The 26,127-nt window shown below is 71.6% G+C and carries 24 protein-coding genes, 1 rRNA gene and 1 riboswitch; of the genes, 8 read left to right on the top strand and 17 right to left on the bottom strand.

Features of this window, described 5'->3' with window-relative positions:
* Nucleotides 1-33 precede the first annotated feature (33 nt).
* Nucleotides 34-714: a pyridoxamine 5'-phosphate oxidase family protein gene (locus ACH4TL_RS36045; protein ID WP_398326501.1), complete on the top strand. Its 681-nt coding sequence runs from the start codon at nt 34-36 to the stop codon at nt 712-714.
* A gap of 18 nt (nt 715-732) precedes the next feature.
* Here the strand turns inward: ACH4TL_RS36045 and ACH4TL_RS36040 are convergent, their stop codons facing one another.
* Together ACH4TL_RS36040 and ACH4TL_RS36035 are read right to left on the bottom strand one after the other, a co-directional pair.
* Nucleotides 733-1,776: an EamA family transporter gene (locus ACH4TL_RS36040; RefSeq protein ID WP_398326498.1), complete on the bottom strand. Its 1,044-nt coding sequence runs from the start codon at nt 1,774-1,776 to the stop codon at nt 733-735.
* A gap of 32 nt (nt 1,777-1,808) precedes the next feature.
* Nucleotides 1,809-2,336: a Clp protease N-terminal domain-containing protein gene (locus tag ACH4TL_RS36035; protein WP_398326495.1), complete on the bottom strand. Its 528-nt coding sequence runs from the start codon at nt 2,334-2,336 to the stop codon at nt 1,809-1,811.
* A 235-nt stretch (nt 2,337-2,571) separates the two neighbouring features.
* Here ACH4TL_RS36035 and ACH4TL_RS36030 point away from each other — a divergent pair, with 235 nt between their 5' ends.
* Both ACH4TL_RS36030 and ACH4TL_RS36025 read left to right on the top strand, forming a co-directional pair.
* The gene (locus ACH4TL_RS36030; protein ID WP_398326492.1) at nt 2,572-3,186 is read left to right on the top strand and encodes an HAD domain-containing protein; all 615 of its coding nucleotides are present in this window, start codon (nt 2,572-2,574) and stop codon (nt 3,184-3,186) included.
* Nucleotides 3,187-3,190: 4 nt separating this feature from the next.
* Complete coding sequence (locus ACH4TL_RS36025) at nt 3,191-3,619, top strand: SRPBCC family protein (RefSeq protein WP_398326489.1); 429 nt, start codon at nt 3,191-3,193, stop codon at nt 3,617-3,619.
* Nucleotides 3,620-3,623: 4 nt separating this feature from the next.
* Here the strand turns inward: ACH4TL_RS36025 and ACH4TL_RS36020 are convergent, their stop codons facing one another.
* Nucleotides 3,624-4,259: a PadR family transcriptional regulator gene (locus ACH4TL_RS36020; RefSeq protein ID WP_398326486.1), complete on the bottom strand. Its 636-nt coding sequence runs from the start codon at nt 4,257-4,259 to the stop codon at nt 3,624-3,626.
* A gap of 141 nt (nt 4,260-4,400) precedes the next feature.
* Here ACH4TL_RS36020 and ACH4TL_RS36015 point away from each other — a divergent pair, with 141 nt between their 5' ends.
* Nucleotides 4,401-5,216 (top strand): PhzF family phenazine biosynthesis protein, encoded by an 816-nt coding sequence (locus ACH4TL_RS36015; RefSeq protein ID WP_398326483.1) that lies wholly within the window; start codon nt 4,401-4,403, stop codon nt 5,214-5,216.
* A 22-nt stretch (nt 5,217-5,238) separates the two neighbouring features.
* Here the strand turns inward: ACH4TL_RS36015 and ACH4TL_RS36010 are convergent, their stop codons facing one another.
* The gene (locus ACH4TL_RS36010; RefSeq protein WP_398326859.1) at nt 5,239-5,979 is read right to left on the bottom strand and encodes a CPBP family intramembrane glutamic endopeptidase; all 741 of its coding nucleotides are present in this window, start codon (nt 5,977-5,979) and stop codon (nt 5,239-5,241) included.
* Between the two features lie 286 nt (nt 5,980-6,265).
* On the opposite strand from ACH4TL_RS36010, the gene ACH4TL_RS36005 reads away from it, so the two are divergent.
* Nucleotides 6,266-8,068, top strand: a complete 1,803-nt coding sequence (locus tag ACH4TL_RS36005; RefSeq protein WP_398326856.1) for a substrate-binding and VWA domain-containing protein — start codon at nt 6,266-6,268, stop codon at nt 8,066-8,068.
* 24 nt (nt 8,069-8,092) lie between these two features.
* On the opposite strand, the gene ACH4TL_RS36000 is transcribed toward ACH4TL_RS36005, so the two are convergent.
* Complete coding sequence (locus ACH4TL_RS36000; RefSeq protein WP_398326480.1) at nt 8,093-9,595, bottom strand: glutamate--cysteine ligase; 1,503 nt, start codon at nt 9,593-9,595, stop codon at nt 8,093-8,095.
* Between the two features lie 459 nt (nt 9,596-10,054).
* Between ACH4TL_RS36000 and ACH4TL_RS35995 the strand changes: the two genes are divergently transcribed.
* Nucleotides 10,055-10,642 carry a hypothetical protein gene (locus tag ACH4TL_RS35995; RefSeq protein ID WP_398326478.1) on the top strand — a complete coding sequence of 196 codons (588 nt, stop codon included), beginning with the start codon at nt 10,055-10,057 and terminating at the stop codon, nt 10,640-10,642.
* A gap of 268 nt (nt 10,643-10,910) precedes the next feature.
* Nucleotides 10,911-11,117 carry a DUF5999 family protein gene (locus ACH4TL_RS35990; RefSeq protein ID WP_055551180.1) on the top strand — a complete coding sequence of 69 codons (207 nt, stop codon included), beginning with the start codon at nt 10,911-10,913 and terminating at the stop codon, nt 11,115-11,117.
* Nucleotides 11,118-11,204: 87 nt separating this feature from the next.
* Here the strand turns inward: ACH4TL_RS35990 and gcvP are convergent, their stop codons facing one another.
* Nucleotides 11,205-14,102 (bottom strand): aminomethyl-transferring glycine dehydrogenase, encoded by a 2,898-nt coding sequence (gcvP, locus tag ACH4TL_RS35985; RefSeq protein WP_398326475.1) that lies wholly within the window; start codon nt 14,100-14,102, stop codon nt 11,205-11,207.
* Between the two features lie 189 nt (nt 14,103-14,291).
* A riboswitch (glycine riboswitch) is annotated at nt 14,292-14,389 on the bottom strand.
* A 126-nt stretch (nt 14,390-14,515) separates the two neighbouring features.
* Between gcvP and ACH4TL_RS35980 the strand changes: the two genes are divergently transcribed.
* The gene (locus ACH4TL_RS35980) at nt 14,516-14,833 is read left to right on the top strand and encodes a PRC-barrel domain-containing protein (RefSeq protein ID WP_039936641.1); all 318 of its coding nucleotides are present in this window, start codon (nt 14,516-14,518) and stop codon (nt 14,831-14,833) included.
* On the opposite strand, the gene ACH4TL_RS35975 is transcribed toward ACH4TL_RS35980, so the two are convergent.
* From ACH4TL_RS35975 to rrf, 11 genes are all read right to left on the bottom strand, one after another.
* Nucleotides 14,809-16,227, bottom strand: a complete 1,419-nt coding sequence (locus ACH4TL_RS35975; protein ID WP_398326471.1) for a DNA polymerase IV — start codon at nt 16,225-16,227, stop codon at nt 14,809-14,811. The genes ACH4TL_RS35980 and ACH4TL_RS35975 overlap by 25 nt on opposite strands.
* A 72-nt stretch (nt 16,228-16,299) precedes the next feature.
* Nucleotides 16,300-16,926 carry a MerR family transcriptional regulator gene (locus ACH4TL_RS35970; protein WP_398326468.1) on the bottom strand — a complete coding sequence of 209 codons (627 nt, stop codon included), beginning with the start codon at nt 16,924-16,926 and terminating at the stop codon, nt 16,300-16,302.
* A gap of 168 nt (nt 16,927-17,094) precedes the next feature.
* Nucleotides 17,095-17,568, bottom strand: coding sequence for a bifunctional nuclease family protein (locus ACH4TL_RS35965; protein ID WP_009713203.1), 474 nt, complete (start codon nt 17,566-17,568; stop codon nt 17,095-17,097).
* Nucleotides 17,569-17,620: 52 nt separating this feature from the next.
* Complete coding sequence (locus ACH4TL_RS35960; RefSeq protein WP_398326465.1) at nt 17,621-18,394, bottom strand: MerR family transcriptional regulator; 774 nt, start codon at nt 18,392-18,394, stop codon at nt 17,621-17,623.
* 21 nt (nt 18,395-18,415) lie between these two features.
* Nucleotides 18,416-19,270, bottom strand: coding sequence for an FHA domain-containing protein (locus ACH4TL_RS35955; protein WP_398326462.1), 855 nt, complete (start codon nt 19,268-19,270; stop codon nt 18,416-18,418).
* 133 nt (nt 19,271-19,403) lie between these two features.
* Complete coding sequence (locus ACH4TL_RS35950; protein WP_398326854.1) at nt 19,404-20,279, bottom strand: DUF881 domain-containing protein; 876 nt, start codon at nt 20,277-20,279, stop codon at nt 19,404-19,406.
* Between the two features lie 1,013 nt (nt 20,280-21,292).
* Nucleotides 21,293-21,625 (bottom strand): small basic family protein, encoded by a 333-nt coding sequence (locus ACH4TL_RS35945; protein ID WP_014058688.1) that lies wholly within the window; start codon nt 21,623-21,625, stop codon nt 21,293-21,295.
* Nucleotides 21,622-22,551: a DUF881 domain-containing protein gene (locus ACH4TL_RS35940; RefSeq protein ID WP_398326459.1), complete on the bottom strand. Its 930-nt coding sequence runs from the start codon at nt 22,549-22,551 to the stop codon at nt 21,622-21,624. Before ACH4TL_RS35940 ends, ACH4TL_RS35945 begins: the two co-directional genes overlap by 4 nt.
* A 126-nt stretch (nt 22,552-22,677) precedes the next feature.
* Nucleotides 22,678-25,173: a sugar phosphate nucleotidyltransferase gene (locus tag ACH4TL_RS35935; RefSeq protein WP_398326456.1), complete on the bottom strand. Its 2,496-nt coding sequence runs from the start codon at nt 25,171-25,173 to the stop codon at nt 22,678-22,680.
* 110 nt (nt 25,174-25,283) lie between these two features.
* The gene (locus tag ACH4TL_RS35930; protein WP_398326453.1) at nt 25,284-25,892 is read right to left on the bottom strand and encodes a CDP-alcohol phosphatidyltransferase family protein; all 609 of its coding nucleotides are present in this window, start codon (nt 25,890-25,892) and stop codon (nt 25,284-25,286) included.
* 150 nt (nt 25,893-26,042) lie between these two features.
* Nucleotides 26,043-26,127, bottom strand: a 5S ribosomal RNA gene (gene rrf, locus ACH4TL_RS35925); the annotation flags it as partial.

Raw genomic sequence — 26,127 nt, 5'->3', positions numbered from 1 at the left:
CACAGTTTGCACTAGTGCAAGGGGAGTACGCAAATGAGTGCGACCACCGAGCCGGACGCCACCGCCTACGCCGCGACCGACCGCACCACCCCGACCCGCGCCCGGGAACGCGCCTCGTACGACAGGGACGTGGTGCACGCGATCCTCGACGAGGGCTACGTCTGCCACCTGGGCTTCATACGCGAGGGCGCCCCGGTCGTCCTGCCGACCCTCTACGCCCGCTCCGGATCCCGCCTCTACGTACACGGCTCGACCGGCTCCCGTCCGCTGCGGATGGCGGGCGCCGAGGACCCGGGGCTGCCGGTGTGCCTCACGGTCACGCACGTCGACGGCCTGGTGCTCGCCCGCTCGGCGTTCCACCACTCGATCAACTACCGCTCAGTGGTGGTGCACGGCACCGCGCATCAGGTGCGCGACGACGCCGAGCGCGCGACGGCGCTCGACGCGATCGTGAACCATGTGGTGCCGGGCCGGGCCGACGACTCCCGCCGTGCGAACGCCAAGGAGCTGGCCGCCACCGCCGTGCTCCGCCTCGACCTCGACGAGGTCTCCGCCAAGGTGCGCGCGGGCGGCCCCAACGACGAGCCGGAGGACGTGGAACTTCCGTACTGGACCGGCGTGATCCCGGTCGCCCGCACGTACGGCGCGCCGGTCCCCGCGGACGACCTCGCACCCGACACGCCCGTACCGGGCTATCTCGCGTCGCTGGGCTAGGGCGTTGGGGCCGGAGCGTTACGGGGCCGGGTCCTCCGGGGGCTCGTCCGCCGCCGCGCGGCGGTGCCCCGACTCGGACGCGGCGGGCGCGGGCGCGGCGGGCGGCGACCCCGCCGCCACCGGCTCCGTACCCGCCGCCTTCGGCGCCGACGTCTGCGCGATCAGCGCTCCGCCCAGCACCACCACACCGCCCACGACCTGGGCCGCGCCCAGGTGTTCGCCCAGCAGCACCCAGGCCAGCACCGTCGCGACGACCGCCTCCAGACAGGCCACCACCCCGGCCACCTGCGGCGACAGCCGCCGCACCGAGAGCACCCCGGTCAGGTACGCGACCACCGTGGCGACCAGCACGATCCAGCACAGCAGCAGCACCGCGGGCACCCGGGCGTCCGCGAGGCCGGCCTGCCCCGCGAGCACCGGCCAGTCCGTCTCCCACGGCCGGGCGACCACCGTCAGCGTCGCGGCGCCGATCAGCAGCCCGTAGGCGATGACGCCGAGCGGATCGGCCGCGTCCTGCCCCTCGCTGCCGTGGTCGGACAGGACGAAGTAGCCGACCTGGCAGCAGGCCGCGCCGAGGGCGAGCGCCAGCCCCAGCGCGTCGAAGCTCAGCCCGGACCACACCTCCACCACACACGCGAGCCCGCCCACGGCGAGGACGACGCCGACCGCGGCCGCCCGGCTCACCGGCCGCCGCTGGACGAACCGGACCCAGCCCAGCACGAGCGCGGGCGCGAGGTACTCGACGAGCAGCGCGACCCCGACCGGGATGCGCGAGAGCGCGGCGAAGTAGAACGCCTGGACGCCCGCCACGGCCAGCAGGCCGAACCCCAGCAGCAGCCCGGGGCGCCGCAGCGGCAGCCGCCGGTGGCGCCAGGCCAGGGGCAGCATGACGAGGGCCGCGCCGGCCACCCGCAGCCAGGTGACCTGCAACGGTTCGAGTCCCGCCTCGATCAGCGGTTTGGCGGCGACGCCCGAGCCGCCGAACGCGAGCGCCGATATCAGGGCGAGCCCCAGACCGATGCCCCTGCCCTGATCGTGTCGCTGACCTTGCGTGCTGTGCATCGGGCCATCATGTCAGCCCGATGTCAGGACCGTCACCCCGTTTGCAACTGGCATGGTTCGCCGTCCAGCGCCGTGACCAGCAGATCCACATCCACCCCGGACCGCCGCAGCACCTCCGCGGCCCGGCAGTCCCGGTCGTAGGTCAGCGCGGCCAGGAGGTCCGGGCCCTCGGCGAGCAGCGCGCCCCGCGCCGCGGCGCGCCCGACGGCCGCCGCCATCGCGGCCGCGGCCGCCGGGGACCAGCCGGGCACCCCGCCACCGGCACCGGTCGACGAGGTCTCGACCGTGCCGCTCCAGCGGAGCCCGTAGCCGATGGTGCGCTGCACCAGATAGCCGAGCACCCGCACCACTTGGGGCGGGCCCCCGGCGAACGCGCCCCACACCCGCGGGTCGTTCTCCACCAGGGTGTGCAGCAGATGGGCCGTGTCGAGCTGCTTGTCCCCGTCGCGTACGACGCGGCGGCGGGCCCCCGTGACCACGGCCGTCAGCGGCTCGCTCAGCCGGTCCTCGAACCCGGCGGCGGCCGGATCGACGGAAGCGGAAAGGGTAGGACTTCGCACGTTCTCACCCCATCAGTCCCTTGAGGCCGAAGCATCCTCAGCGGGAAGCATGTGCGGATCCCACGGTAGTTGGGCGCGGATGACCGGAAATCATCCTCGGGGAGGAGAGAACCCGGTCTTCCTCCCGACTCCGAAACCCCTCGAAACTCCGCCGGCACGCAACCGCCGCCGCCCCGGGGGCCGTCCCCCACTCACAACCGCGGCTTTCCGCCGCACCGTGCCGCTAAGGAGTCCGATGACCGCCCGGCCGCTGCTCTTCCTGGACATCGACGGTGTCCTCAACCCGGTCCTGCCGACCGACGGGTTCACCGCCTACGAGATCCTCGACTTCACCGTCCTCCTCTCCGCCACCCATGCCGACTGGCTGCGCGAGCTGTCGTCCGCCTACGACCTGGTCTGGGCCACCACCTGGGAGCACGAGGCCAACCGCCATATCGCGCCACTCCTCGAACTGCCCCGGCTCCCGGTCGTGGAGTTCACCGGCTACCGGCCGCGGCCGGACGACCCGAAGCTGCCGGCGCTCGACCTCTTCGCGGGCCGCAAGTGGGCGCCGATCCTGCGGTACGCCGCGGGCCGCCCGTTCGCCTGGGTGGACGATGTGATGCCGGAGCGGCTGGTGAGCCGGTCCCGGCTGCGGCGCGACCGGCTGCTGCTGCCGATCGATCCCGCGCACGGGCTGCGCCGGGAACACGTCGACCGGCTGCTGGAGCGCCCGCCCCGGCCGTGCCGCCTGAAGCGGCCGTGGCCGCGCTCCGCCCGGGAGCCGCGAACTGATGACCCGTCAGTATTGAATGTTCCGCACGGCGCGACTACGGTGCGCAGCCCCGCCGCCGGACCCCCGGAAGGATGACCCCATGGCCGAGGTCAGCGCGCAATCACGCATCGAGGCACCGGCCGAGAAGGTATGGGCCCGGCTCACCGACCTCGCCTCGTACGGCGACTGGAACGTCACCCACACCGGCTTCCCGCAGGGCACCCCCGCCGCGCTCGGACCCGCGGCGACCTACCAGGAGACCATGCGGCTGATGGGGTTCCCGGCCGAAGTGACCTGGACCGTCGAGGAGTACGAACCCGGGCGCGCGCTCGCCACCCGGGGCAAGGGCCCGATGGGCGTGAACCTCGGCATGCGCTACGCCCTGACGCCGGACGGGGACGCGACGACGGTCCGTGTCGACGGCGACTTCACGGGGGCGGCGGTGTCCCTGATGGCCGGGAAGCTCAAGGACTCGGCGACCGCGGCGCTCGAAGAGTCGCTGCGCAAGCTCGCCGCCCTGGTGTCGTAGCCGGTCAGTCCTCGTCGCCGTCCTCGGCGAGGATCAGATACAGCCGCTTGCGCGACTCGTTGATGACGGACAGCGCCTTCTGCCGCTGCTCGGGACTGCCCGTCTTCCAGACCTGAGCGAAGGCCTCCATCAGCCCGAACCCGGCCTGCCTGACCTCCTGCATGGCCTCCCAGTCGATGCCGCGCCCGGCCTCTTCCCACGGCGCCTGCGGCCCCGCCTCGGCCTCGGTGCGCCCGGCGTCGGTGAGCGCGTACAGCTTCTTGCCGCCGTCGCTCTCGACGCTGATCATCCCCTCGTCCTCGAGGAGCTGAAGCGTCGGATACACCGAACCGGGGCTCGGCTTCCACGCTCCCCCGCTGCGCTCGGCGATCTCCTGGATCATCTCGTAGCCGTGCATCGGGCGGTCTCCCAGCAGCGCCAGGATCGAGGCGCGCACATCGCCCCGCCGCGCCCGGCCACGGCGCCCGCCGCCGCCCCGGCCCCGGCCGCCGAACGGAGGCCCGCCGAAGGGGGGCCCGCCGAAGCCGCCGAACCCCCCGGGCCCGGGCCCGAACGGCCCGAAGGCCGCCCGCCGCTCCTCGAAGTCACCCCGGTCGCGCCGACCGGGTCCGCGGTGTTCCTGTCCACGGTGGTGCCTCATCGTGACGCTCCTTTCATCATCGATCCATCACGATGGCTCAACGATATATCGGAACCGATCGGATGACAATGCCCGTACGAAGGCCACCGCTCGGGGATTGGCCATGGAGTCGCGGTCCACCCGCCGCCTACGGTCGGGACCATGCGGATACGAATCGTCGACGCCTTCACCGACCGCCCCTTCGCGGGCAACCCGGCGGGGGTCGTCCTCCTGGACACCGACGCCTTCCCGGACGACGCCTGGCTCCAGGAGGTCGCCGCCGAGGTCAATCTCTCCGAGACCGCCTTCGCCCACCCGCTCGCCCACGGGGCCGAGGCCGACTGGGCGCTGCGCTGGTTCACCCCGGCCACCGAGGTGAGCATGTGCGGGCACGCCACCCTCGCGACCGCCCATGTGCTGCGGACGACGGGCGCGGCGACCGGCGCCGTACGGTTCGCCACGCTCAGCGGGGTGCTGTCCGCGACCGGCGACCCCGATGGCACGATCACCCTGGACTTCCCGACCGCCCCGCTGACCGAGGTCGAGGTGGCGCGTCAGGTGACCGACGCGCTCGGCGCCGCGGTCGTCTCCGCCCGGGACACCGGCCCCCAGGTCGGCGATCTGCTGGTGGAGCTGGCCGACGAGAAGGCCGTACGGGCCCTCACCCCCGACTTCGCGGCGCTCGGGCGGCTCGTCAAGCGGGCCGTCATCGCGACCGCGCTCCCCGAGGACCCCGCCTGCGGCTACGACTTCGTCTCGCGCGTCTTCGCGCCCGGCGTCGGCATCGACGAGGACCCGGTGACCGGCAGCGCGCACACCGCGCTCGCGCCGTTCTGGTCCGCCCGGCTCGGCCGCGACGAGCTGACCGGACTCCAGGCCTCCGCCCGCACCGGGCTGGTCCGCACCACGCTGCGCGGCGACCGTACGCTGCTGACCGGCCGCGCCGTCACGGTCATCGACGGGGAGCTGCTGGTCTGAACGGCCCGCCGGGGGCGGGGCGTCAGGCGGTGGGCAGCCAGCCCACCTTGCCCGCCAGCAGGGAGTAGCCGACGAACGCCACGATGTCGATCAGCGCATGCGCGGTGACCAGCGGCCCGACCCGCCCCCACCTGCGGTAGAGCAGCACGAAGACGACGCCCATCGCCATGTTGCCGAAGAAGCCGCCGATGCCCTGGTACAGGTGGTACGAACCGCGCAGCACCGAGCTGGCGATCAGGGCGGCCATCGGCGTCCAGCCCAACTGCCCCAGCCTGCGCAGCAGATAGCCGACGACGATCACCTCCTCCAGCACGGCGTTCTGCACGGCGGAGACGATGAGCACGGGCAGCTTCCACCACACGTCGGGCAGCGCCTCGGGCACCACCGTCAGATTGCCCCCGGCGGCCCGCGCGCCCAGGTAGAGCAGCAGCCCGGTGCCGCCGATGCCCGCCGCCACCGCGACGCCCCACGCCAGGTCGGAGCGCGGCCGGGTGCGGTCGAAGCCGATCGCGCGCAGTCCGGCGCCCTCCCGCAGCAGCAGATGGGCCACGAGCGCGACCGGCACCAGCGCGGTCGCGACCCCGAACAGCTGCCAGGCGAGGTCCAGCCAGGGGCGGCCCGGCGCCTGGGAGGCGTTCATGGTGACCGCCTGGTCCTTGAGCCCACCGGGTTTGGTCACCGAGCCGATGAAGCTGATCAGCGCGGACACAGCGCTCGCGCCGAGCGACAGCGCCAGCACGAGCAGCGTCTCGTTGCGCAGCATCCGTCGCGGAAGATCGCCCTCCGGCAGCACCGCCCCACGCGCCTCTGACTGCACTCCTGCCTCCACTTCCGCTCTTCATACCTCATCGGCGCGCCCGCCCCGCTATGGTCTCGAAAACACATCCGAGATCGCGCACGAGCCGCACCAGCAGGCTGGGCCGGGCGCCATCCGCTGGCGCGCCGTCCCTCCTGACAGCGTCATCTTCCAGGAGAGACAGATCGCCATGGGACGCCACAGCCAGCTCGAAGAGTCCGACGGTCCCGACTACTCCGGCATATTCGATGCCATGGACCGCGCCGATCACACCGATCACGCGGGTCACACCGAACGCATCGATCACTCCGCACCGGACAATACGGGGTCCAGACCCGGCGCGTCCTCCCGACGCCGGACCGTGGCGATCTCCACGGCGCTGGTGCTCGCCGTCGCGGCCGGCGCCGTCGTGGTCTTACGCGGCGGGCTGCTGCCCTCCGCCGAGTCCTGCCGGAGCCATGCGGTACGGCTCTCCGTCGCCGCGTCCCCGGACATCGCCCCGGCGCTGCGCACCGTGGCCGACCACGCCCGGAAGGCGGGCATCCGGTCCGACGGGCGCTGCCTGGACGTACGGGTCACCAGCCGCCCCGCGTACCAGGTCGCCGGCGCGCTCGGCAGCGAGGGCCGCACCCCGGGGTTCCAGGTGTGGGTTCCGGACTCCAGCGTCTGGGTCGAACGCGCTACCACCTCCCCGGTCAGCGCCGCGCCCCTGGACACGCTCGGCGGGATCGCCTCCTCCCCGGTCACGGTCGCCGCCACGCCCTCGGCGGCCAGGGGTCTTGGCTGGCCGAAGAAGACGTACGACTGGGCGCAGCTGGCCGCGGCGGGCGGCGGCGACAGCCCGCGGCTGGGCACCGCCGACCCGGCGCGCAGCGCCACCGGGCTGCTGGCCCTCGCCCGGATCAACGGGTCCATCGCGAAGGCGGGCGCGGGCGACGGCAAGGCCGCGACCGACACCCGCGCCGCGGCCAACGCCAAGCTGCTGTCCCAGCGGGCCACGAAGACGGACGACGCGCTGCTGAAGACGGTGCCCCGGCGCAACCAGGCGGTGCTCCTGTCCGAGCAGGCCGCCTTCGCGCACAACGCGGAGGCCGAAGGCGAGTCCCGCCTCGGCCTGTTCTATCCGAAGGACGGTACGGCCGAGCTGGACTACCCGTACACGGTGCTCAACGACCGCGAGCTGACCACCGTACGGGCGCGGGCCGCCACCCGCTTCATGACGCTGCTCACCGACCCCCGCGGCCGCCGGGCCCTGAAGAAGGACGGCTTCCGCCCGGCGGACGGCAAGGTCGACGAGCCCGTGGCGCAGGCCGCTGGCGGCCGCACCCCCCAGCCGTACACGGTCACGCCCTCGCCGGGGCCGTCCGCCCGGGAGGTGGAGGCGGCGCTGGGCATGTGGACCATCACCGTGCAGAGCGCCCGGCTGAACACGGTCGTCGACGCCTCGGCCTCGATGGGCGACCCGGTGCCGGGCCGTTCAGGACAGAGCCGGATGGACGTCACCAAGGCGTCGCTGCGGCAGGCCCTCGCCCGGTTCACCACCACGGACGAGATCGGGCTGTGGGAGTTCTCGACCGAGCTGGACGGCGACCGCGACTACCGGGAACTGGTTCCGGCCCGTCAGCTCGCGGCCCGCACCCCGGACGGCACCGGCCAGCGCGCCGCGCTGGCGGCCGCCTTCGCCGCGCTCAAGCCGCTGCCCGAGGGTTCGACCGGGCTGTACGACACCACGCTTGCCGCGTACAGAGAGGCCCAGGAGACCTTCGTACGCGGCAAGTTCAACGCGGTGGTACTCCTCACCGACGGCGCCAACCAAGACCCCGGCAGCATCTCCCGCGCCGCGCTGGTGAAGGAGCTGAAGGGGCTGGTCGACCCGGACCGCCCGGTGCCGCTCATCGCCATCGCGGTCGGCCCGGACGCCGACCGGGCCGCATGCCGCGAGATCGCCCGGGCGACCGGCGGCTCGGCGCAGCAGGTGAACGACCCCGCGCAGATCAACGCGGCCATGCTCAAGGCCATCGTCGCCGCCGGAGAAGCAGGCGCGCCCGACTTCTAGCCGGTCCTCAACTGAAGCGGCCCGTCAGGCGGAGAGGTCGGCGGGCCAGGTGTGGACCGGGGCATCGGTCCGCATCAGGGCGCAGTAGCGGCGGGTCATGGCGGCGAGCGCGGCGTCCCGCCCCAGCCCGCTGTCCCGCGCCCGGTGATACGTCGCGGCCTGCCAGGACGCTCCGTTGACGCGCAGGGCGCAGCGCTGCTCGATCACCCCGAGGTAGCGGTCGCGGTCGGCGGGCTCGACGCCCCAGGCGTCAAGACCTGCGGCGGCCAGCGGCAGCAGTTCCTCCAGGACCAGCCGTACGGCGGGGGTGCGCGCCAGGGACGAGGAGCGGCCGGGCTTCGGCCATTGCAGCACCGTGTCGATCCCATGGCGGCACGCGGCGTCGAAGTTGGCCGCGGCGGCGCTGAACGGCAGCCGGGTCCACACCGGGCGCGGCTCCTCGGCGAGCGCCCTGACCAGCCCGTAGTAGAAGGCGGCGTTGGCGATGACGTCGGTGACGGTGGGGCCGGCGGGGAGCACCCGGTTCTCCACGCGCAGATGCGGTACGCCGTCCACGACCTGGTAGACGGGCCGGTTCCAGCGGTAGATGGTGCCGTTGTGCAGCACCAGCTCCTGGAGGTCGGGCACGCCGCCCTCGTCCAGGGTCCGCAGCGGCTCCTCGTCGGCGCCGGTGGACAGCAGCGGGGGGAAGTAGCGCAGGTTCTCCTCGAAGAGCTGGTACGCGTCGGTGATCCAGCGCTCGCCGAACCAGGTGCGCGGCCGCACCCCCTGCGTCGCGTATTCCGGTGACCGCACATCGGTGGCCTGCAAGAACAGCGGTGGCCGGGATTCGCGCCACACCTCGCGGCCGAAAACGAAGGGGGAATTCGCCCCGATGGCGATCTGTACCGCGGCCACGGCCTGCGCCGCGTTCCACACGGCGGCGAAGCGCCCGGGGGTGACCTGGAGGTGCAGCTGGACGGAGGTGCAGGCGGCCTCGGGGGCGATGGTGGCGCTGGCGTAGCTGATGCGCTCGCGGCCCTCGATATCGATGAGGAAATCCTCACCACGGGCGGCCAGCATCTGTTCGTTGAGCAGTTTGTAACGGTCGTCATAGGACAGGTTGGCCGATCCGAGATCCCGGGTGGCCAGGGTCGGCAGAATTCCGATCATCACGATCTCGGAGGACACCTCGCGCGCCTTGCGGTCGGCATATGACAGTCCCGTTCGCAGCTCTTCCGAGAGCTGGTCGAGAACCCGGCCGTGCAAACGGTGCGGCACGATGTTTACTTCAAGATTGCACTGTCCCAGTTCGGTCTGGAAATCGTGACTCGCGATGCGCTCCAGAACCTCCGTGTTCATCATCCTCGGCAGCCCGTCGGCGCCTGCGAGATTCAGCTCGATCTCCAGCCCCATGAGATTCTTCGGGCGGTCGAACCGCTTGTCGGCCAGGAGCCGGGACAGCGCGTCGAGACACTGCCGCAACCGCCCGCGCTGCCGCTGCCGACCCGACGGATCGAACTCACCGGCTACGACCTTCTCCCCCATCGGAGCTACCTCCTTGAGTGGATCATGGGCGCCCGCACCCGCGCACACCACGCTCGATGATGCCCGCCAATGTGATCGATAACGCCCCGCGCGGCCCGCCCAGCCGATACGCTCTCAACAGCGCCGCATTGCTCCGGGAAAATGGAGCGGTGGGATCCAGCCTACCGCGGCGTACGTAAACCGCCAGGTCATATCCATGCATCCGGCATCGAATCGGTGGAAATCCCCGCGTCCGCGCGGACCGGAAAACACCTTGTGCGCAATATCTGCGACAGCTAGGCGAAACACGGCTGGAACATGAGTCGTATAAACTCGCTTTACGAGGCAGAGAGATAACGCCCGGACAGTTCGTCCCGGCCCCCTCTGACCCGCGTACCGAGCTACGTACACCGACAGCGCGCGCCCCTACCCCGGCCCGCTATCGCTCCACCGTGTCTCCGAAGTGAGAGGCGACCCACCATGCCGCTGCTCGTGCCCCCGGCCCCCGCGCCCGCCCTGCGCAGCGTCCTCACGGCCCTTGGCTCCCCCACCGCCGTCCGCGAGGTCCGCACCCCGGCACTCAGCTCCCTGCCCGGCCCCTTCGAACCCGAACTCCCGCTCCCCGTCCACGTCTTGGACGACATCACCACGCCCGTCGGCCCGCCGCAGGTCAGACTCACCGGCTGGCGTTTCATGCTGCGCGACGGCGACCGCACGGTGGCCGCGGCCGAGGCCATGCTCACCGCCGACGGCTGGGCCTTCTCGCACTTCTCCGAGGGGCCGTACGTGGCATCGGCCGAACTCGCCCTGCGCCAGGCCGAGTCGCTGCCCTCGGCGTACCAGCCGCGGCTGCTGTCCATCCCCGAGCTGTACATGGTCGCGCTGTGGCTGCACGGCGACCCCGCGGCGGACGCCGCCGAGGGCGGCCTCGGCGCCGGGGACCTGCTGGTGCCGCTCGCCCCGGCACCGCCCGGCATCGCGGCCCACCGCCCGCACCCCGCGGCCGATCTGCTGCCCGTCCTCACCCATCGGCTGGCCGCCGCCCCGCTGCTGGGCTCCCCGGCCTGACCTGCGCCTTCCACGACGGCCTCAGCGCCCCGCGGCCCGCCGGGCCGCGGGGCGCCGCGCCACGGCCGGGTAACAGTCCCGCCACGGTGAACCGTCCGGTCGGGTGATGCGTCATTATCTAGCAAGACCGGTGCCGCGAAATCCCTGCGGAATCCGCTCCGCAGGGCAACACTGGGAGCAACCAACCGACAGACAACGGGGGGCGGCCAACATGAACGCCGCAGCGAGCAGCAGGACATACACCTCACCGCAGCGAAAGAACCTCGCCATGTGCCAGCATCAACCACCGTGCCCGTCAGCCGACTCCGCCGACCGGGAGGCCGCCCATCTCGTGGCGCACCACCCGGAGCAGGGCTGGAGCCTGCTGTGCAACGGTGTCCTGCTCTTCGAGGACACCGGTGAGCTGCTGCCGGACGGGCGCGTCATCGCCCCGTGCCGACCGCTCGCCACCGAGCACGTCGTGACCGCCGCCTAGGCTGACCACCCAGCGGCATGGCATAACCAGGGGCCGGCCCGGCGAGCACCCGCCGAACCGGCCCCATCGTTGTGTCCAGCCCCGTGTTCAGCTCTCGTACGAGTCCAGCGGCGGGCACGAGCAGACCAGGTTCCGGTCCCCGAACGCCCCGTCGACCCGCCGCACCGGCGGCCAGTACTTGTCGGCGGCCGAGACCCCGGCCGGGAACACCGCCTCGTCCCTGCTGTACGGGTGGTCCCACGCACCGCTCAGCGTGGCGGCGGTGTGCGGCGCGTTCCGCAGCGGGTTGTCCTCCTTGAACCACTCGCCCGAACCGACCTTGTCGATCTCCGCACGGATCGCGATCATCGCGTCGCAGAACCGGTCCAGCTCCGCCAGGTCCTCGCTCTCCGTCGGCTCGATCATCAGCGTCCCGGCGACCGGGAACGACATCGTCGGCGCGTGGAACCCGTAGTCGATCAGGCGCTTGGCCACATCGTCCACCGTGACCCCGGTCGCCTTGGTGAGCGGCCGCAGATCCACCACGCACTCGTGCGCCACCAGCCCGCCGGGCCCGGTGTAGAGCACCTGGTAGTGCGGCTCCAGCCGCTTGGCGATGTAGTTGGCGCCGAGCACCGCGGCCTGGGTCGCGTGGCGCAGCCCCTCGGCGCCCATCAGCCGGACGTACGCCCAGGAGATCGGCAGGATGCCCGCCGAGCCCCACGGCGCGGCCGAGACCGGGCCGACGCCGGTGGCCGGTCCCGCGGCGGGCTGGAGCGGGTGGTTGGGCAGGTACGGCGCGAGGTGCTCGCGCACCGCGACCGGGCCGACGCCCGGACCGCCGCCGCCGTGCGGGATGCAGAACGTCTTGTGCAGGTTCAGATGGGAGACGTCGCCGCCGAAGCGGCCGGGCTCGGCCAGTCCGACCAGCGCGTTGAGGTTGGCGCCGTCCACGTAGACCTGGCCGCCCGCGTCGTGCACGGCCGCGCAGATCTCGGTGATGTGCTCCTCGAACACACCGTGGGTGGACGGGTAGGTGACCATGAGGACGGCCAGCTGGTCGCCGTACTGCTCGATCTTGGCGCGCAGGTCGGCGGCGTCAACCTCGCCGTCCTCGCCGGTCTTGACGACGACGACCTTCATGCCCGCCATCACGGCGCTCGCCGCGTTGGTGCCGTGCGCGGAGGACGGGATCAGGCACACCGTGCGCTGCGGCTCACCGTTGGCCCGGTGGTACGCCCGCACCGCCAGCAGCCCGGACAGCTCGCCTTGCGATCCGGCGTTCGGCTGGAGGGAGACCTTGTCGTAGCCGGTCACGTCGGCCAGCCGCTCCTCCAGCTCGCGGATCAGCGTCAGATAGCCGTGGGCCTGCTCGACCGGCGCGAAGGGGTGCAGCGCGCCGAACTCCGGCCAGGTGACCGGCTCCATCTCGGTGGTCGCGTTGAGCTTCATGGTGCAGGAGCCGAGCGGGATCATGCCCCGGTCCAGCGCGTAGTCCCGGTCGGCCAGCCGCCGCAGATAGCGCAGCATCGCGGTCTCGGAGCGGTACTGGTGGAAGACCGGATGGGTCAGGTACGCGTCCGAGCGCAGCAGCTCCGCGGGCAGCGCGTCGTCCACCGCGGCGTCCAGCTCGTCGATGCCGCTCGCGTCCCCGCCGTCGACGCCGAAGGCGGACCACACGGCGGCCAGCTGGGCGCGGCCTGTGGTCTCGTCGCACGCGATGCCCACATGGTCCGCGTCGGTCTGCCGGAGGTTGACCCCGGCCTCGCGGGCGGCGGCGACCACGTCGGCGGCCTTGCCGGGGACGCGCGCGGTGAGGGTGTCGAAGAAGGCGCCGTGCACCACCTCGACGCCGCCCGCCCGCAGCCCCTCGGCGAGGACGGCGGCGTAGCGGTGGGTGCGGCGGGCGATGGCCGCGAGCCCGTCCGGGCCGTGGTAGACCGCGTACATTCCGGCCATCACCGCGAGCAGGACCTGCGCGGTGCAGATGTTGCTGGTGGCCTTCTCGCGGCGGATGTGCTGCTCGCGGGTCTGGAGCGCCAGCCGGTACGCCTTGTCGCCGTCGGCGTCCTGCGAGACCCCGACGAGGCGTCCCGGCAGGCTGCGGGCGTGGGCGGAACGCACGGCCATGTACCCGGCGTGCGGGCCGCCGAAGCCCATGGGCACGCCGAACCGCTGGGTGCTGCCGACCGCGACGTCCGCGCCGAGCTCGCCGGGCGAGGTGAGCAGGGTGAGCGCGAGCAGATCGGCGGCCACGGTGACGATCGCGCCCAGTTCATGGGCCCGCTCGATCACCCGGCGCGGATCGCGGACCGCGCCGGAGGCGCCCGGGTACTGGAGCAGCACGCCGAAGACGCCGCGCTCGGCGGCCTCGTCCGGGATGCCGTCGGTCAGATCGGCGACCACGACCTCGACGCCGGTCGGCTCGGCGCGGGTCTCGATGACGGCGATGGTCTGCGGCAGACAGTCGGCGTCGACCAGGAAGACGCCCTCCTTGACCTTGCCGACGCGGCGCGAGAGCGCCATGGCCTCGGCGGCGGCCGTGGCCTCGTCCAGCAGCGAGGAACCTGCGGTGTCCAGTCCTGTCAGGTCGGAGACGACGGTCTGGAAGTTGAGCAGCGCCTCCAGCCGGCCCTGGGAGATCTCCGGCTGGTACGGCGTGTAGGCCGTGTACCAGGCGGGGTTCTCCATGACGTTGCGCAGGATCACCGGCGGGGTGAACGTGCCGTAGTAGCCGAGGCCGATCATGGACGGCAGCACCTGGTTGCGGTCGGCGAGGGCGCGCAGCTCGGCGAGGACCTCCGCCTCGCTGCGGGCCGGCGGCAGCCGCAGCGCCTCGGCGCTCTTTATGACCTCGGGTACGGCGGCGGCGGTCAGCTCGTCGAGGGAGCCGAAGCCGACCTGGGCGAGCATCTTGGCCTGCGCTCCGGCGTCGGGGCCGATGTGCCGCTGCTCGAATGGAGTACCGCGCTCCAGTTCGGCGAGCGAGATGCGGTGGGTGGTCATCTGCGGGGGCCTCCTGGTCAGGTACGACCGGCGAGGGGCACCGCGGTGCGGGTGCCCGGACGGCCTCCCCCTCTGTCATCTCAACCTGAGAGCTTCACCGGCCCGTGGTGCCTGACCGGCTTTCACCGTCGGTGAGGAGGGGTTCCGGAGCATGTGCTCCCCGTGGCCCACCCTGCTTTCCAGAGTGACCTCACCCGCACGGTACGTGTGCCTGAGAGATTCCGGGGAGGATTTGCTCCTTCGGCGCCCCCGACACCATCGTCGGAGGACTCTCCCGCACGGGGTCTACAGCCACAGCCAGCGTACCAGCGCGTCTGCCGTTGGGGGTTGGACAGTGGATGCCCGAGTGGCCGGGTACCCGGATGTGGCTTTTGGTAGGTATCACTGGACCATCGCCATCTGTGGGAGAGAGCGTGCAGACGGACATCGACCCGCGAACCCTCATCGGCCGCAAGGCGTTCGACCGCGAGGGCGCCAAGATCGGCACGGTGGACGAGGTCTACCTCGACGACGCGACCGGCGAGCCCGAGTGGGCGGCGGTACGCACGGGCCTGTTCAGCCGGGACGTCTTCGTCCCCCTCGAACCGAGCGAGGTCGTCGGCGACGCGCTGCGGGTGCCGTACGACCGGGCGCTGATCAAGGACGCCCCGGACCTCGGGGTCGGCCGCCATCTCTCCCCGGAGCAGGAGCTTCAGCTGTACCACCACTACGGTCTCGACGTCACCGGCTGACCGGGCCGCACCAGCGGCAGCGGCTCGCCCGGCTCCAGATCCGGGTCGTCCACGGCGAACGTCCGCACCCGGCCGGGCTCCGACCAGGGCACCTCGAACCGTATGGTCACCCGCCCCACCCCGCTGCCCTGCACCCAGCCCGCCCCGTACTCGGCGTGCCGCACATCGGCCCCGGGCAGCCACGCCCGCGGCCGCGCGGCGCCCTCAGCGGCCTCTGAGGCGCCCGGGGCGCCCGGGCCCTCCGGCTCCGGCGTCTCGGAGCCCGGGGCCCTCTCCGGCCCCTCCAGGGCCTCGTGGGCGGCCTCAGCCGCCTGCGCGGCCTGGGCGGCCTGGGCGAACAGATCCTCCTGCGTGTAGTCCGCGAGCCCGGAGACGCCCACCCCCAGCAGCCGCACGCCCGCCGTGGTGTCCACCCCGTCGATCAGCCGCGCCGCGGCCTCCTTGACCACGCCGGGGTCGTCGGTGGGCCCGCGCAGGGTCTCCGAACGGGTCAGCGTCGAGAAGTCGTACCGCCGCACCTTGATCACGACCGTGCGTCCGGAGCGGCCCGCCTCCCGCAGCCGCCGCACACAGCGGTCGGCCAGCCGCGCCACCTCCAGCTGCACCCGGGTGCGGTCGGTCACGTCGACGTCGAAGGTGTCCTCCACCGAGACGGACTTGGCGTCCCGCTCGGCGACCACCGCCCGCTCGTCCCGCCCGCTGGCCATCAGGTACAGCGACGCCCCGTGCGCCCGGCCCAGCAGCCGGACCAGCTCCGCCTCGCCCGCCTCCCGCGTCTCGGCGACGGTGTGGATGCCGACCCGGCGCAGCGCCTCCGCGGTGGCCGGGCCGACGCCCGGCAGGGTGCGCACCGGCATCGGGTCCAGCAGCTCCCGCTCCGTGCCGGGCTCGATGACCACCAGTCCGTCCGGCTTGGCCCGCTCGGAGGCGATCTTGGCGAGCATCTTGGAGCCGGCCAGGCCCACCGAGCCGGTCAGCCCGGTCACCGCGCGGATGTCGGCCCGCAGCCGCTCCCCCACGGCCACCGCCGCCGCCACCCGGGGCTCGGCGCCGCCCGCCTCCAGATCCACGAACGCCTCGTCCAGGCTCAGCGGCTCCACCAGTGGCGACAGCGCCCGCAGCAGCCCCATGACCTGATCGCTGACCTGGCGGTAGAGCGGGAAGCGTGGGGTGAGGTACGCCGCGTTCGGACAGAGCCTGCGGGCCTGCGCCATCGCCATGGCCGAGTGCACCCCGTGCACCCGCGCCTCGTACGACGCGGTGGCCACCACCCCGCGCGGCCCGAGGCCGCCCACGATCACCGGCTTTCCGCGCAGGCTGGGCTTGGCCGCCTGCTCCGCCGAAGCGTAGAAAGCGTCCATGTCCAGGTGGAGAATCGTCGGCGCACCCCTCACAGGTCCGATGCTGCCGCACACCACTGACAATCGGCGCGCACGGGGGACCCGAACCGCCCGGAGGGAGCGCTCTCAGCCCGCCCGGTTGCGGCGCCTGGCGAGTTCGTCGGCGGGGTTGTGGCCCACCAGCGTCTCGCCGGTGTCCACCCGCTCCCCGTGCAGCTGGGACAGCGCGCTCTCCACGTCCCGCCACACCACGCCCACGGCGATCCCGAAGACGCCCTGGCCGCCCTGGAGGAGGTCCACGACCTCGTCAGGCGAGGTGCACTCGTACACCGTCGCGCCGTCGCTCATCAGCGTCATCTGGGCCAGATCGTCCAGGCCCCTGGTGCGCAGGTGCTGGACGGCGGCCCGGATGTTCTGGAGGGACACGCCGGTGTCCAGCAGCCGCTTGACGATCTTGAGGACGACCACGTCCCGGAAGCTGTACAACCGCTGGCTGCCCGACCCGTAGGCGGGCCGCACGCTCGGCTCCACCAGGCCCGTGCGCGCCCAGTAGTCCAGCTGGCGGTAGGTGATGCCCGCGGCGGCGCACGCGGTGGGGCCGCGGTAGCCGACCGTCTCCTTACCCCCCGCGGCGGGCTCTCGCGATGCCGTGGGCTGTGCCGCGACCCGAGCCTTCAGTGCCGGATCGGCCGGTGCGCTCCCCTGGAGCGTGTACGGACCTCCGGCTGCCGTGCCGTCGCCGGTGCTTCTCACGCCGACCTCCGTCCTCGACCTGCCTCCTCGAAGGTAGGCAGTCACCCGGGGTGCGTCAACGATCGCCACACTCGGCACGCCGAGTGATAATCACCCTGAGAGTGGTTTCCCGTGTCCCTCGTCCGGGAAAGGCTACTCGAATGTGCTAGCGAGGTCCGGCAGACCGCTTCACTGGCTGCTGCTTCCGAAGTCCTCGGGCGAGATCTGGTCGAGGAACTCGCGGAACTTCTCCACCTCGTCCTCCTGCTCGTCCGGGATGGCGATACCGGCGTCGTCGAGCACGCCGTCGCTGCCGTAGATCGGCGTCCCGGTGCGCAGCGCGAGCGCTATGGCGTCGGACGGCCGCGCGCTGACCTCCACACCGCTGGCGAACACCAGCTCGGCGTAGAAGACCCCCTCGCGCAGATCCGTGATCCGGACCTCCGTGAGGGTCTGGCCGACCGCTTCGAGTACGTCTTTGAAAAGGTCGTGGGTCAGCGGGCGCGCCGGAGCCATGCCCTGCTGTGCGAAGGCGATCGCGGTCGCCTCCCCTGGTCCGATCCAGATGGGGAGGTACCGGTCGCCTCCCACTTCACGCAGGAGCACGATCGGTTGGTTGGAGGGCATTTCCACCCGGACACCCACGACGTCGAGCTCGTTCACACAGCAACCCTAGGACGTGCCCGGCCGGTTTGGATAGTCGGGGCCGGATCGGTCAGTGTGCGGCGGCCCGCAGCGCCGACTGCACCAGGGCCGCGTGCAGCCGGACGGAGAGCGTCGCCAGCTCCCGCGCGCTGGCCTCCGCATGCGCTCTGGTCTGCGGGTTTCGATGCAGCCGCAGCGGCGCGACGACCTGCTCGACCAGCCCGGCCTCGCGCTCGGCGGCCGCTTTCATGATCCGTAGATGGCGTGGTTCGAGGCCGAAACGGCCAAGCTCGGCGAGCAGCCGGGCGACGGTCACCGCCTCGACGTCGTATCCGCCGTGCGCGTCGGGCACGATCAGCCCGTACGACTCCCAGTCGGCCAGCTCCGCCTCGCTGACCTGCGCGGATGCCAGCAGCTCGGCCCGGCCCACCCGGGCCACGGTCGGGCCTTCCGGGGGCTCGAGGGCCCCCGGACCGGCTCCCGGCTCCAGCAGCTCGTGCGGCCGCGCTCCCGGCGAAACGGCAGGAAGCTGCGGCCTCTCACCCCGCTCCAGGGCCTCCAGGTGCTCCCGGATGACCTTCAGTGGCAGGTAGTGGTCACGCTGCATGCGGAGGATGAGAGCGAGCCGCTCCACATCCTCCTGACTGAACTTGCGGTAGCCCGACGGCGTGCGCCGCGGCTCCACCAGCCCTTCGGACTCCAAGAAGCGGATCTTGGAGATGGTGACTTCGGGGAACTCGTCCCGCAGCAGATTCAGCACGGCGCCGATGCTCATGGACCGGCCGCCCGGGCCGCCCGCGGGGGCGGTGCCGGTACCGGCACCGCCCGACGGTGTCTGAAGCATGGACGGACCTCCCCTGACGGGTCAGATGCCGACGCCCCGCTGGCTCGGGTAGAAGACCAGTCGGTACTTACCGATCTGCACCTCGTCACCGCTGGTCAGGACCACCGGCGCGTCGATCTGCTCACGGTTGACGTACGTCCCGTTGAGGCTGCCGACATCCGCGACGGTGAAGCTGCCGTCCTGGCCGCGCCGGAACTCCACATGGCGGCGGGAGACCGTCACGTCGTCCAGGAAGATGTCGCTCTGCGGGTGACGGCCCGCGGTGGTCAGATCGCTGTCCAGCAGGAAGCGGCTGCCCGAGTTCGGCCCGCGGCGGACCACCAGCAGCGCGGATCCCAGCGGCAGCGCCTCCACGGCGGCCTGGGCCTCCGGGCTGAGCGACGGCAGCGGGTTCTGGCCGGTCACCTCGGAGTCGTACGCCTCGATCCCGGAGATGGAGATCGTGGACGTGGTCTCCGAAGCGCGCTCGGACGGCGCCTGGCCCCGCAGCGGCGCGCCGCAGTTGGAGCAGAAGCGGCTGTCCTCCGCGTTCCGATGCCCGCACCTCGTACAAACAGGCAATCCGGGACCTCCACCACTACGCGAGGCCGATGGGTCCTCGAAACCTATGCGCCCGGCCGCCGAGGGGTCAACAGAAGACGCGCCCTGGCCGCCCGAAATGTCACCGCCCTGGCCGCCGACCTGATCCCGGAACAGCGGGCGCTCCTCGCCACCCCCTCCGCTCTCGTCCCCACCACGCCCCGCGCGGTGGCGAGCGGTGCTGCTGCCGCCGTCCTGGCGTGCACTCTTCCCGAACAACTTCCCGAACAACTTCACGGGCGATTCCCCTTGACTGAAACAGACCCGCCCGTGGGGCAGGACAAACCCTCGATGCACACACCAGCAGACGGTCCGGACATCCTCACAACGTCCGTGACCACCAGACAGTTTCCATCACGCGCGACTCTTCTGGTGCGTCGACCCCCCGCATCCACATGGTCTCCCCGAGAGACCCTCATATCGAACCGCCTCACCGTGATGACGACCGAGCGTAGTCAGGGCGCTTCCCCGACCGCAAGGCGTCCACAACGATCTTCTTCTCCCGCCGGACGGACACGGTGGCCTGCTCCTTCTCCAGACTCTGCACCACTCCGCCCGGAATGTTCAGCGCCGGCTCCAGATCCTCCGGCTTGCCGATCACCTTGATGACGTACGGCTGCGTCACTTTCCGTCCATCGATCTCCACCGAGCCGCCGGAGTCCGAGAAGTAGGAGTTGGCGACCACCCGCACGGAGCCGATCTGGATCGCCTCGGCGCCCGCGGCACGCAGCTCCTGCACCGTGTCGAGCAGCATGTCGGCCTCCACGGAGCCCTGGGCGTCGTGGATGGTGATCGTGATCCCCGGCCCCTGCGCGGCGACCGTGCCCGCGAGCACGCCCAGCTGCTGCTCCTTCTGGAGCGTCTGCTTACGGGCCTCCTCCGCCTGGTCCGAGCTGTTCTCCAGCTCGGTGCGCTGATTGTCCAGACGGCGCTTCTCGTCCTGGAGCCGCTGGGTCCGCGCGTCCAGCTCGTCCAGGATCCGCACCAGGTCCTCCTGGCGGGCCCCGCGCAGCACGCTGTTCTCGTTCGTCGAACGCACCTGGATGGCCAGGCCGAGACCCAGCCCGAACAGCAGCACGGCGACGATCAGCTGCGCCCGGGTCACCCGGGGCGGCCACACGCCCTTCAGCAGGCGCTGCCGACCGGTCAGCGCCTCCTCCGCGCCCTCGGGCTTCCCCGCGGGCGTGAACCCGGGCCCGGCGCCGTTCCCGCCACTGGCGGAATCACCCGGACGCCGCCCGTTCGGCCCCGGCCCGGGCACGGCCCGCCCGGCGCCAGGCCCCCGAGGCGGCGCGCCCTGGGGCACCTGTCCCTGGGACCCGGGCCGCTGGCGGCCCTGCCCCTGAGGAACGGGACGCCGGGGCCCTTGCCCGTGGGGACCGGGCCGCTGAGGTCCCTGACCCTGGGGAACGGAACGCTGGGGGCCCTGCCCCTGGGGCCCGGGCCGCTGGGGGCCCTGCCCCTTCGGAGCTGAGCCCTGTGGGGCGGCGCCCCTGGGAGCCTGGCCCTGGGAGGCGGGGCGCTGGGGGCCCTGCCCCTTCGGCGCCTGACCCCGGGGCGCTTGGCCCTGAGGACCGGGACCCTTGGGCGCCTGTCTCCTCGGAGCTGAGCCCTGCGGGGCGGAGCCCTTGGGGCCCTGACCCTGGGGCGCCTGGTTCTGGGGAGCAGACCCGTTGGGCACCTGCCCCCTGGGACCCTGGCCCTGAGGGCGGGGGCCATCGGGGCCCTGGCCCCGGGGCGGGGTGGTCGCCCTGGGGGCCGGGCGCCGGCCCTGGGGCCCGCCCTGTCCAGGAGGCGTCGCCTGGGGCGCCTGGGGCTTCAGCGGGGCGGCCTCGCGCTTCTCCGCGGCCTCGGAGGGCTCGGGCTTCCCGGCCGCCGCCGCGCGCTTCTCCGGCGGCTTGGGGAGCGACGGCTGCGGCGGGACCGCCCGCTTCTCGGATGCGTCGGACTGCTCGGGCGCGCCCTTGCGCGGCGGCTTCGCGGGCCGCTCGGAGTCACCCTCATCAGCCGCGGCGCGCTCCTCGGGCGGCTCGGTCGGCTGAGGCTTCTCAGCCTGCTCGGCCCGCTCCGGCTGCTCGGCCCGCTCCGGCTGCTCGGCCCGCTCCGGCTGCTCGGCCCGCTCCGGCTGCTCGGGCCGCTCCGGCTGCTCGGGCCGTTCGGGCTGCTCGGGCCGTTCGGGCTTCCCGGACCGCTCCGGCGTGCGTGCCGCCTCGGACTGCTCGGCCTCTTGCGGCCGCTCGGACCGTTCCGGCTGCTCCGGCCGCTCCAGCTGGTCGGAGCGCCGCGGCTTCTCGGGGGTGTCGTCGGTCGTCATCCGCCTCACGCCCGGAACACGTGCCGGCGGATCGCCGCGGCGTTGGAGAAGATGCGGATGCCGAGGACGACCACGACCCCGGTGGACAGCTGGGCGCCGACGCCGAGCTTGTCACCGAGGAAGACGATCAGCGCGGCCACCACCACGTTGGACAGGAACGACACGACGAAGACCTTGTCGTCGAAGATCCCGTCCAGCATCGCCCGGAAGCCTCCGAACACGGCGTCGAGTGCCGCGACGACGGCGATCGGCAGATAGGGCTCGACCACCGTCGGCACCACGGGTCGGACCACCAGTCCGACCACGACTCCCACGATGAGGCCCAATACGGCGATCACGATGTGCCCTTCCCTGTTTCGGTACCACCCTCGCCGGCGCCGCCGACTACGGGTTTTGCGCTACGTACGATCAGGCTCGGCGCGGCAGGCAGCCGGACCGTGTCCTGGGCGGAAATGCTCGTGCGGATGTCGTAGTTCTGCTGCAACACATGCAGGTACTGCCCATCGGCACTGTCCTGGAAAGCGGTGCTCAGCCGCTGCCCGTCCCCCACCGCCAGCACCGTGTACGGAGGCGCCAGCGGCTTGTTGTCGACCAGTATGGCGTCTCCCGCGGCCCTGATCGCCGAGAGCGCCGTCAGCCGCTGCCCGTTGATCGCGACGGCCTCCGCGCCCGACTCCCACAGACCGTTGACGACGCGCTGCATGTCGTGGTCGCGTACCCGCCCCGTATCGGAGAAGTCGTTGCTCTCCCTGGGGCCCCCGCCGCTCCCCGACGTGGACTTCTTGGCGTCGTCGACGACCAGCTTGATGCCGGGGCCCGACACCTGGGTCGCACCCGAGAGCAGGGCCACCAGGTCCCCCTTGGGCCCCCCGTGCTTCTCGAGCGCCTGCCGCTGCTTCTCCCCCACGTCCCCGCGCAGCTTGTCCACGCTCTTGGCGAGCCGGTCCGCCTTCGCGTTCCCCGACTCGATCCGGTCGATGAGCTCTCCCCGCTCCTTGGCCAGCGTGGGCGCCGATATCCGGGCCTCGGCGGCCCCGATGGTGACCACGACCGCCACCATCACCAGGCCGAAGGCCACGGTCAGCCGGCCGCGCAGGGTGCGCGGCAGCCGGGACCGGCCGGTCTCGCCGCGCCGCGCGGCAGCCTCGGCGTAGCCGTCGTCGAGGCTGTGGTCCATCACATTGGTCAGCAGCGACATGGACGCGTCGAGGCGCGGGCGCGGACTCGGCGTTTCTGTGCTCCGAACGGGGGGCTGCTGCGACATGCCGCACATCGTCGCACGTCGTGGGCGCCGTCTCCCAATGGCCCCACCGGCGTGCCGGATCCGGGGCCGGGAGGCGGCGCCCCAACGTGTTCAAACGGGTTCAAGAGCCGCCGGAAGTGCCCGGGGTCAGCGCCCCGCGCTGTCCACGACCCCGGCCCATTCGTCGAGCAGCGCCTGCGCGGACGCGTCGTCCGGACCCTCCGCCCACAGGTGCGTGACGGCCTCGGCCGGGTCGGGCAGCACCATCACCCAGCGGCCGTCGGCCTCGACCACCCGCACCCCGTCGGTGGTGTCCACGGAGCGGTCCCCCGCGGCCTCCACCACATGCCGCATGACAAGACCCTTGACCGCCCACGGGGTGGCAAGGTCGCGACGCTGCACATGGGCCCGCGGGATCCGGGCATCGATCTGGCTGAGCGTCAGCTGAGTGCGCGCCACCAGCCCGATGAGCCGGACGAACGCGGCCGTGCCGTCGAAGACGCTGCTGAACTCGGGGACGATGAAGCCGCCGCGACCGTCGCCGCCGAAGATCGTCGTCTCCGAACGGGCGACCCGGGTCAGATCGTCCGCCGCGGTCGTCGTCCACTCCACCTGGGTGCCGTGGTACGCCGCGACCTGCTCGGCGATACGGGTCGTGGTAACCGGGAGCGCCACCCGCCCGCTCCGCCGCTCCGCGGCCACCAGGTCCAGCATCACCAGCAGCGCCCGGTCGTCCTCCACGATGCGGCCGCGCTCGTCCACGAGCGAGAACCGCTCGCCGACGGGGTCGAACCGGACGCCGAAGGCCGCGCGGGCCGACGCGACGATCTCCCCGAGCCGGGCGAGCCCGGCTCGGCGGCCGTCGGCGGTCTCGGTCGGGCGCGATTCGTTGAGCCCCGGGTTGATCGTCAGCGCGTCCACGCCGAGCCGCCCCAGCAGGCTGGGGAGGACGAGCCCGGCGCTGCCGTTCGCGGCGTCCACCACGACCTTGAGCTCGGATTCGGCGATACCGCTGATGTCCTGGGCCCTCAGCAGCGAGCCCGTGTACGAGTCGAAGACGCTCGACGGGAAGCTCAGGTCGCCGATCTCCCCAGGGAACGCCCGCCGGTACTCCTGGCGTGCGTAGACCCGGTCCAGCTTGCGCTGGCCGCCCGCGGACAGATCGGCGCCGCGCTCGTCGAAGAACATGATGTCCACGGAGTCGGGAACACCGGGGGACGTACGGATCATGATGCCGCCGGCGCTGCCCCGGGCCGTCTGCTGGCGGGCGACCGGCAACGGCACGTTCTCCAGGTCCCGGACGTCGATGGCGCTGGTCTGGAGGGCGGAGATCATGGCCCGCTTCAGGGCGCGGGCGCCCCGGGAGTGGTCGCGTGCGGTGGTGACCGTGGAGCCCTTCTTCAGGGTCGTGGCATACGCACCGGCCAGCCGCACCGCCAGCTCGGGGGTGATCTCCACGTTGAGGATGCCGGACACGCCCCGGGTCCCAAAGAGATTGGCCTGTCCCCGGGACTCCCAGATGACCGAGGTGTTGACGAACGCGCCCGCCTCGATGGTCTTGAACGGATAAACCCGGACGTTCCCCTGGACGATCGACTCCTCGCCGATCAGACACTCGTCGCCGATCACCGCCCCGTCCTCGATGCGGGAGGCGCGCATGATGTCGGTGTTCTTGCCGATCACGCAGCCGCGCAGATTGCACTGCTGGCCCACGTAAACGTTGTCATGGACGACGGCCTTATGCAGGAACGCGCCGCTCTTCACGACGACGTTGGAGCCGACGACGGTGTGCTCTCTGATCTCGGCACCGGCCTCCACCTTGGCGTAGTCGCCGATGTAGAGCGGGCCGCGGAGCACGGACTCGGGATGCACCTCCGCGCCCTCGGCGACCCAGACGCCGGGTGAGATCTCGAAGCCGTCGATTTCGACGTCGACCTTCCCCTCCAGCACATCGGCCTGGGCCTTCACATAGCTCTCATGGGTGCCGACGTCCTCCCAGTAGCCCTCGGCGATGTAGCCGAAGATGGGCTTGCCCTCCTTCATGAGCTGCGGGAAGACATCACCGGACCAGTCGACGGGCACATCGGGCTCGACATAGTCGAAGACTTCGGGCTCCATGACATAGATGCCGGTGTTGACCGTGTCCGAGAAGACCTGGCCCCAGGTGGGCTTTTCGAGGAAGCGCTCGACCTGGCCCGCCTCGTCGACGATGGTGATTCCAAATTCAAGCGGATTGGGGACCCGGGTCAGGCACACCGTTACCAGCGCGCCCTTTTCCTTATGAAAATTGATCAGCTCGGTCAGGTCGAAATCGGTCAGGGCATCACCGGAGATCACCAGAAAGGCATCGTCCTTGAGCGCCTCTTCGGCGTTCTTGACGCTTCCCGCGGTGCCGAGCGGCTTCTCCTCGTTGGCGTAGGTGAGCTCCATGCCGAGCTCCTCGCCGTCCCCGAAGTAGTTCTTGACCAGAGACGCGAGGAACTGCACGGTCACCACGGTCTCGGACAGGCCATGCCGCTTGAGCAGCCGCAGCACATGCTCCATGATCGGCCTGTTGGCCACGGGCAGCAGCGGTTTGGGCATGGTCGCGGTCATCGGGCGCAGACGAGTTCCCTCGCCCCCTGCCATTACGACGGCCTTCATGTCGGAAGCGTCCTCCTCGTAAAGAGACGACGGTCATGCCGACCACGCACGCCCGATGGCCCAAGAAATCGCTACGAGCACCCGCTCCTGGGTTGCCCACGACGGCGAACTCAGTCGGCCGCGGCGTCCGCCTTCACCAGCCGGCGGACCTGAACCACGTAGAGGACTCCTGCCCACCAATAGAGTGTTGTACCCCATCCGGCGAACGCCCATCCGAAGATAGCGGCGGTCGTGTGAAGTGGGCCACTTCCATCACTCAGAAGGAGCAGGGGGAAGGCGTACATGAGGTTGAACGTGGCCGCCTTGCCGAGGAAGTTCACCTGCGGCGGCGGATAGCCGTGGCGCCGCAGGATCCACACCATCGCGACGAGCACGACCTCCCGGGCCAGGAGAATCATGGGCAGCCAGAGCGGCAGGATGCCCCGCCAGGTAAGGCCGATGAGCGTCGACAGAATGTAGAGCCGGTCGGCGGCAGGGTCGAGGAGGCGGCCCAGGCTGCTGATCTGGTTCCAGCGACGGGCCAGCATGCCGTCCAGATAGTCGCTCACCCCGCTGAGCGCCAGCACCAGCAGTGCCCAGAGGTCGCTCTTGGGCCCGCCGAACTCGGGCCGGAGGATCAGCCACAGGAAAAGCGGTACGCCAAAGAGGCGCGCGGTGCTGAGGATGTTCGGGATGGTGAGTACACGATCCGTCTGGACCCGTGTCTCCTGAACCTCCACCCGGGGGCCTCCTGTGAGGGAATCAGCCGATGATGCCCCATGACTCTACCGGTAGTGCCACCGGTGCCTCTCACCGGGGAGGTAGTGGACACACGCGAAAAGGCCCTGTAGGAAGCTTTTCAGCTCCCTACAGGGCCCTTTCTAAAATTTGTTCGGCGGCGTCCTACTCTCCCACAGGGTCCCCCCTGCAGTACCATCGGCGCTGAAAGGCTTAGCTTCCGGGTTCGGAATGTAA

The organism is Streptomyces sp. NPDC021115, from assembly GCF_044333065.1.
Lineage (GTDB): Bacteria > Actinomycetota > Actinomycetes > Streptomycetales > Streptomycetaceae > Streptomyces.
This window is presented reverse-complemented; position numbering and strand designations above follow the sequence as displayed.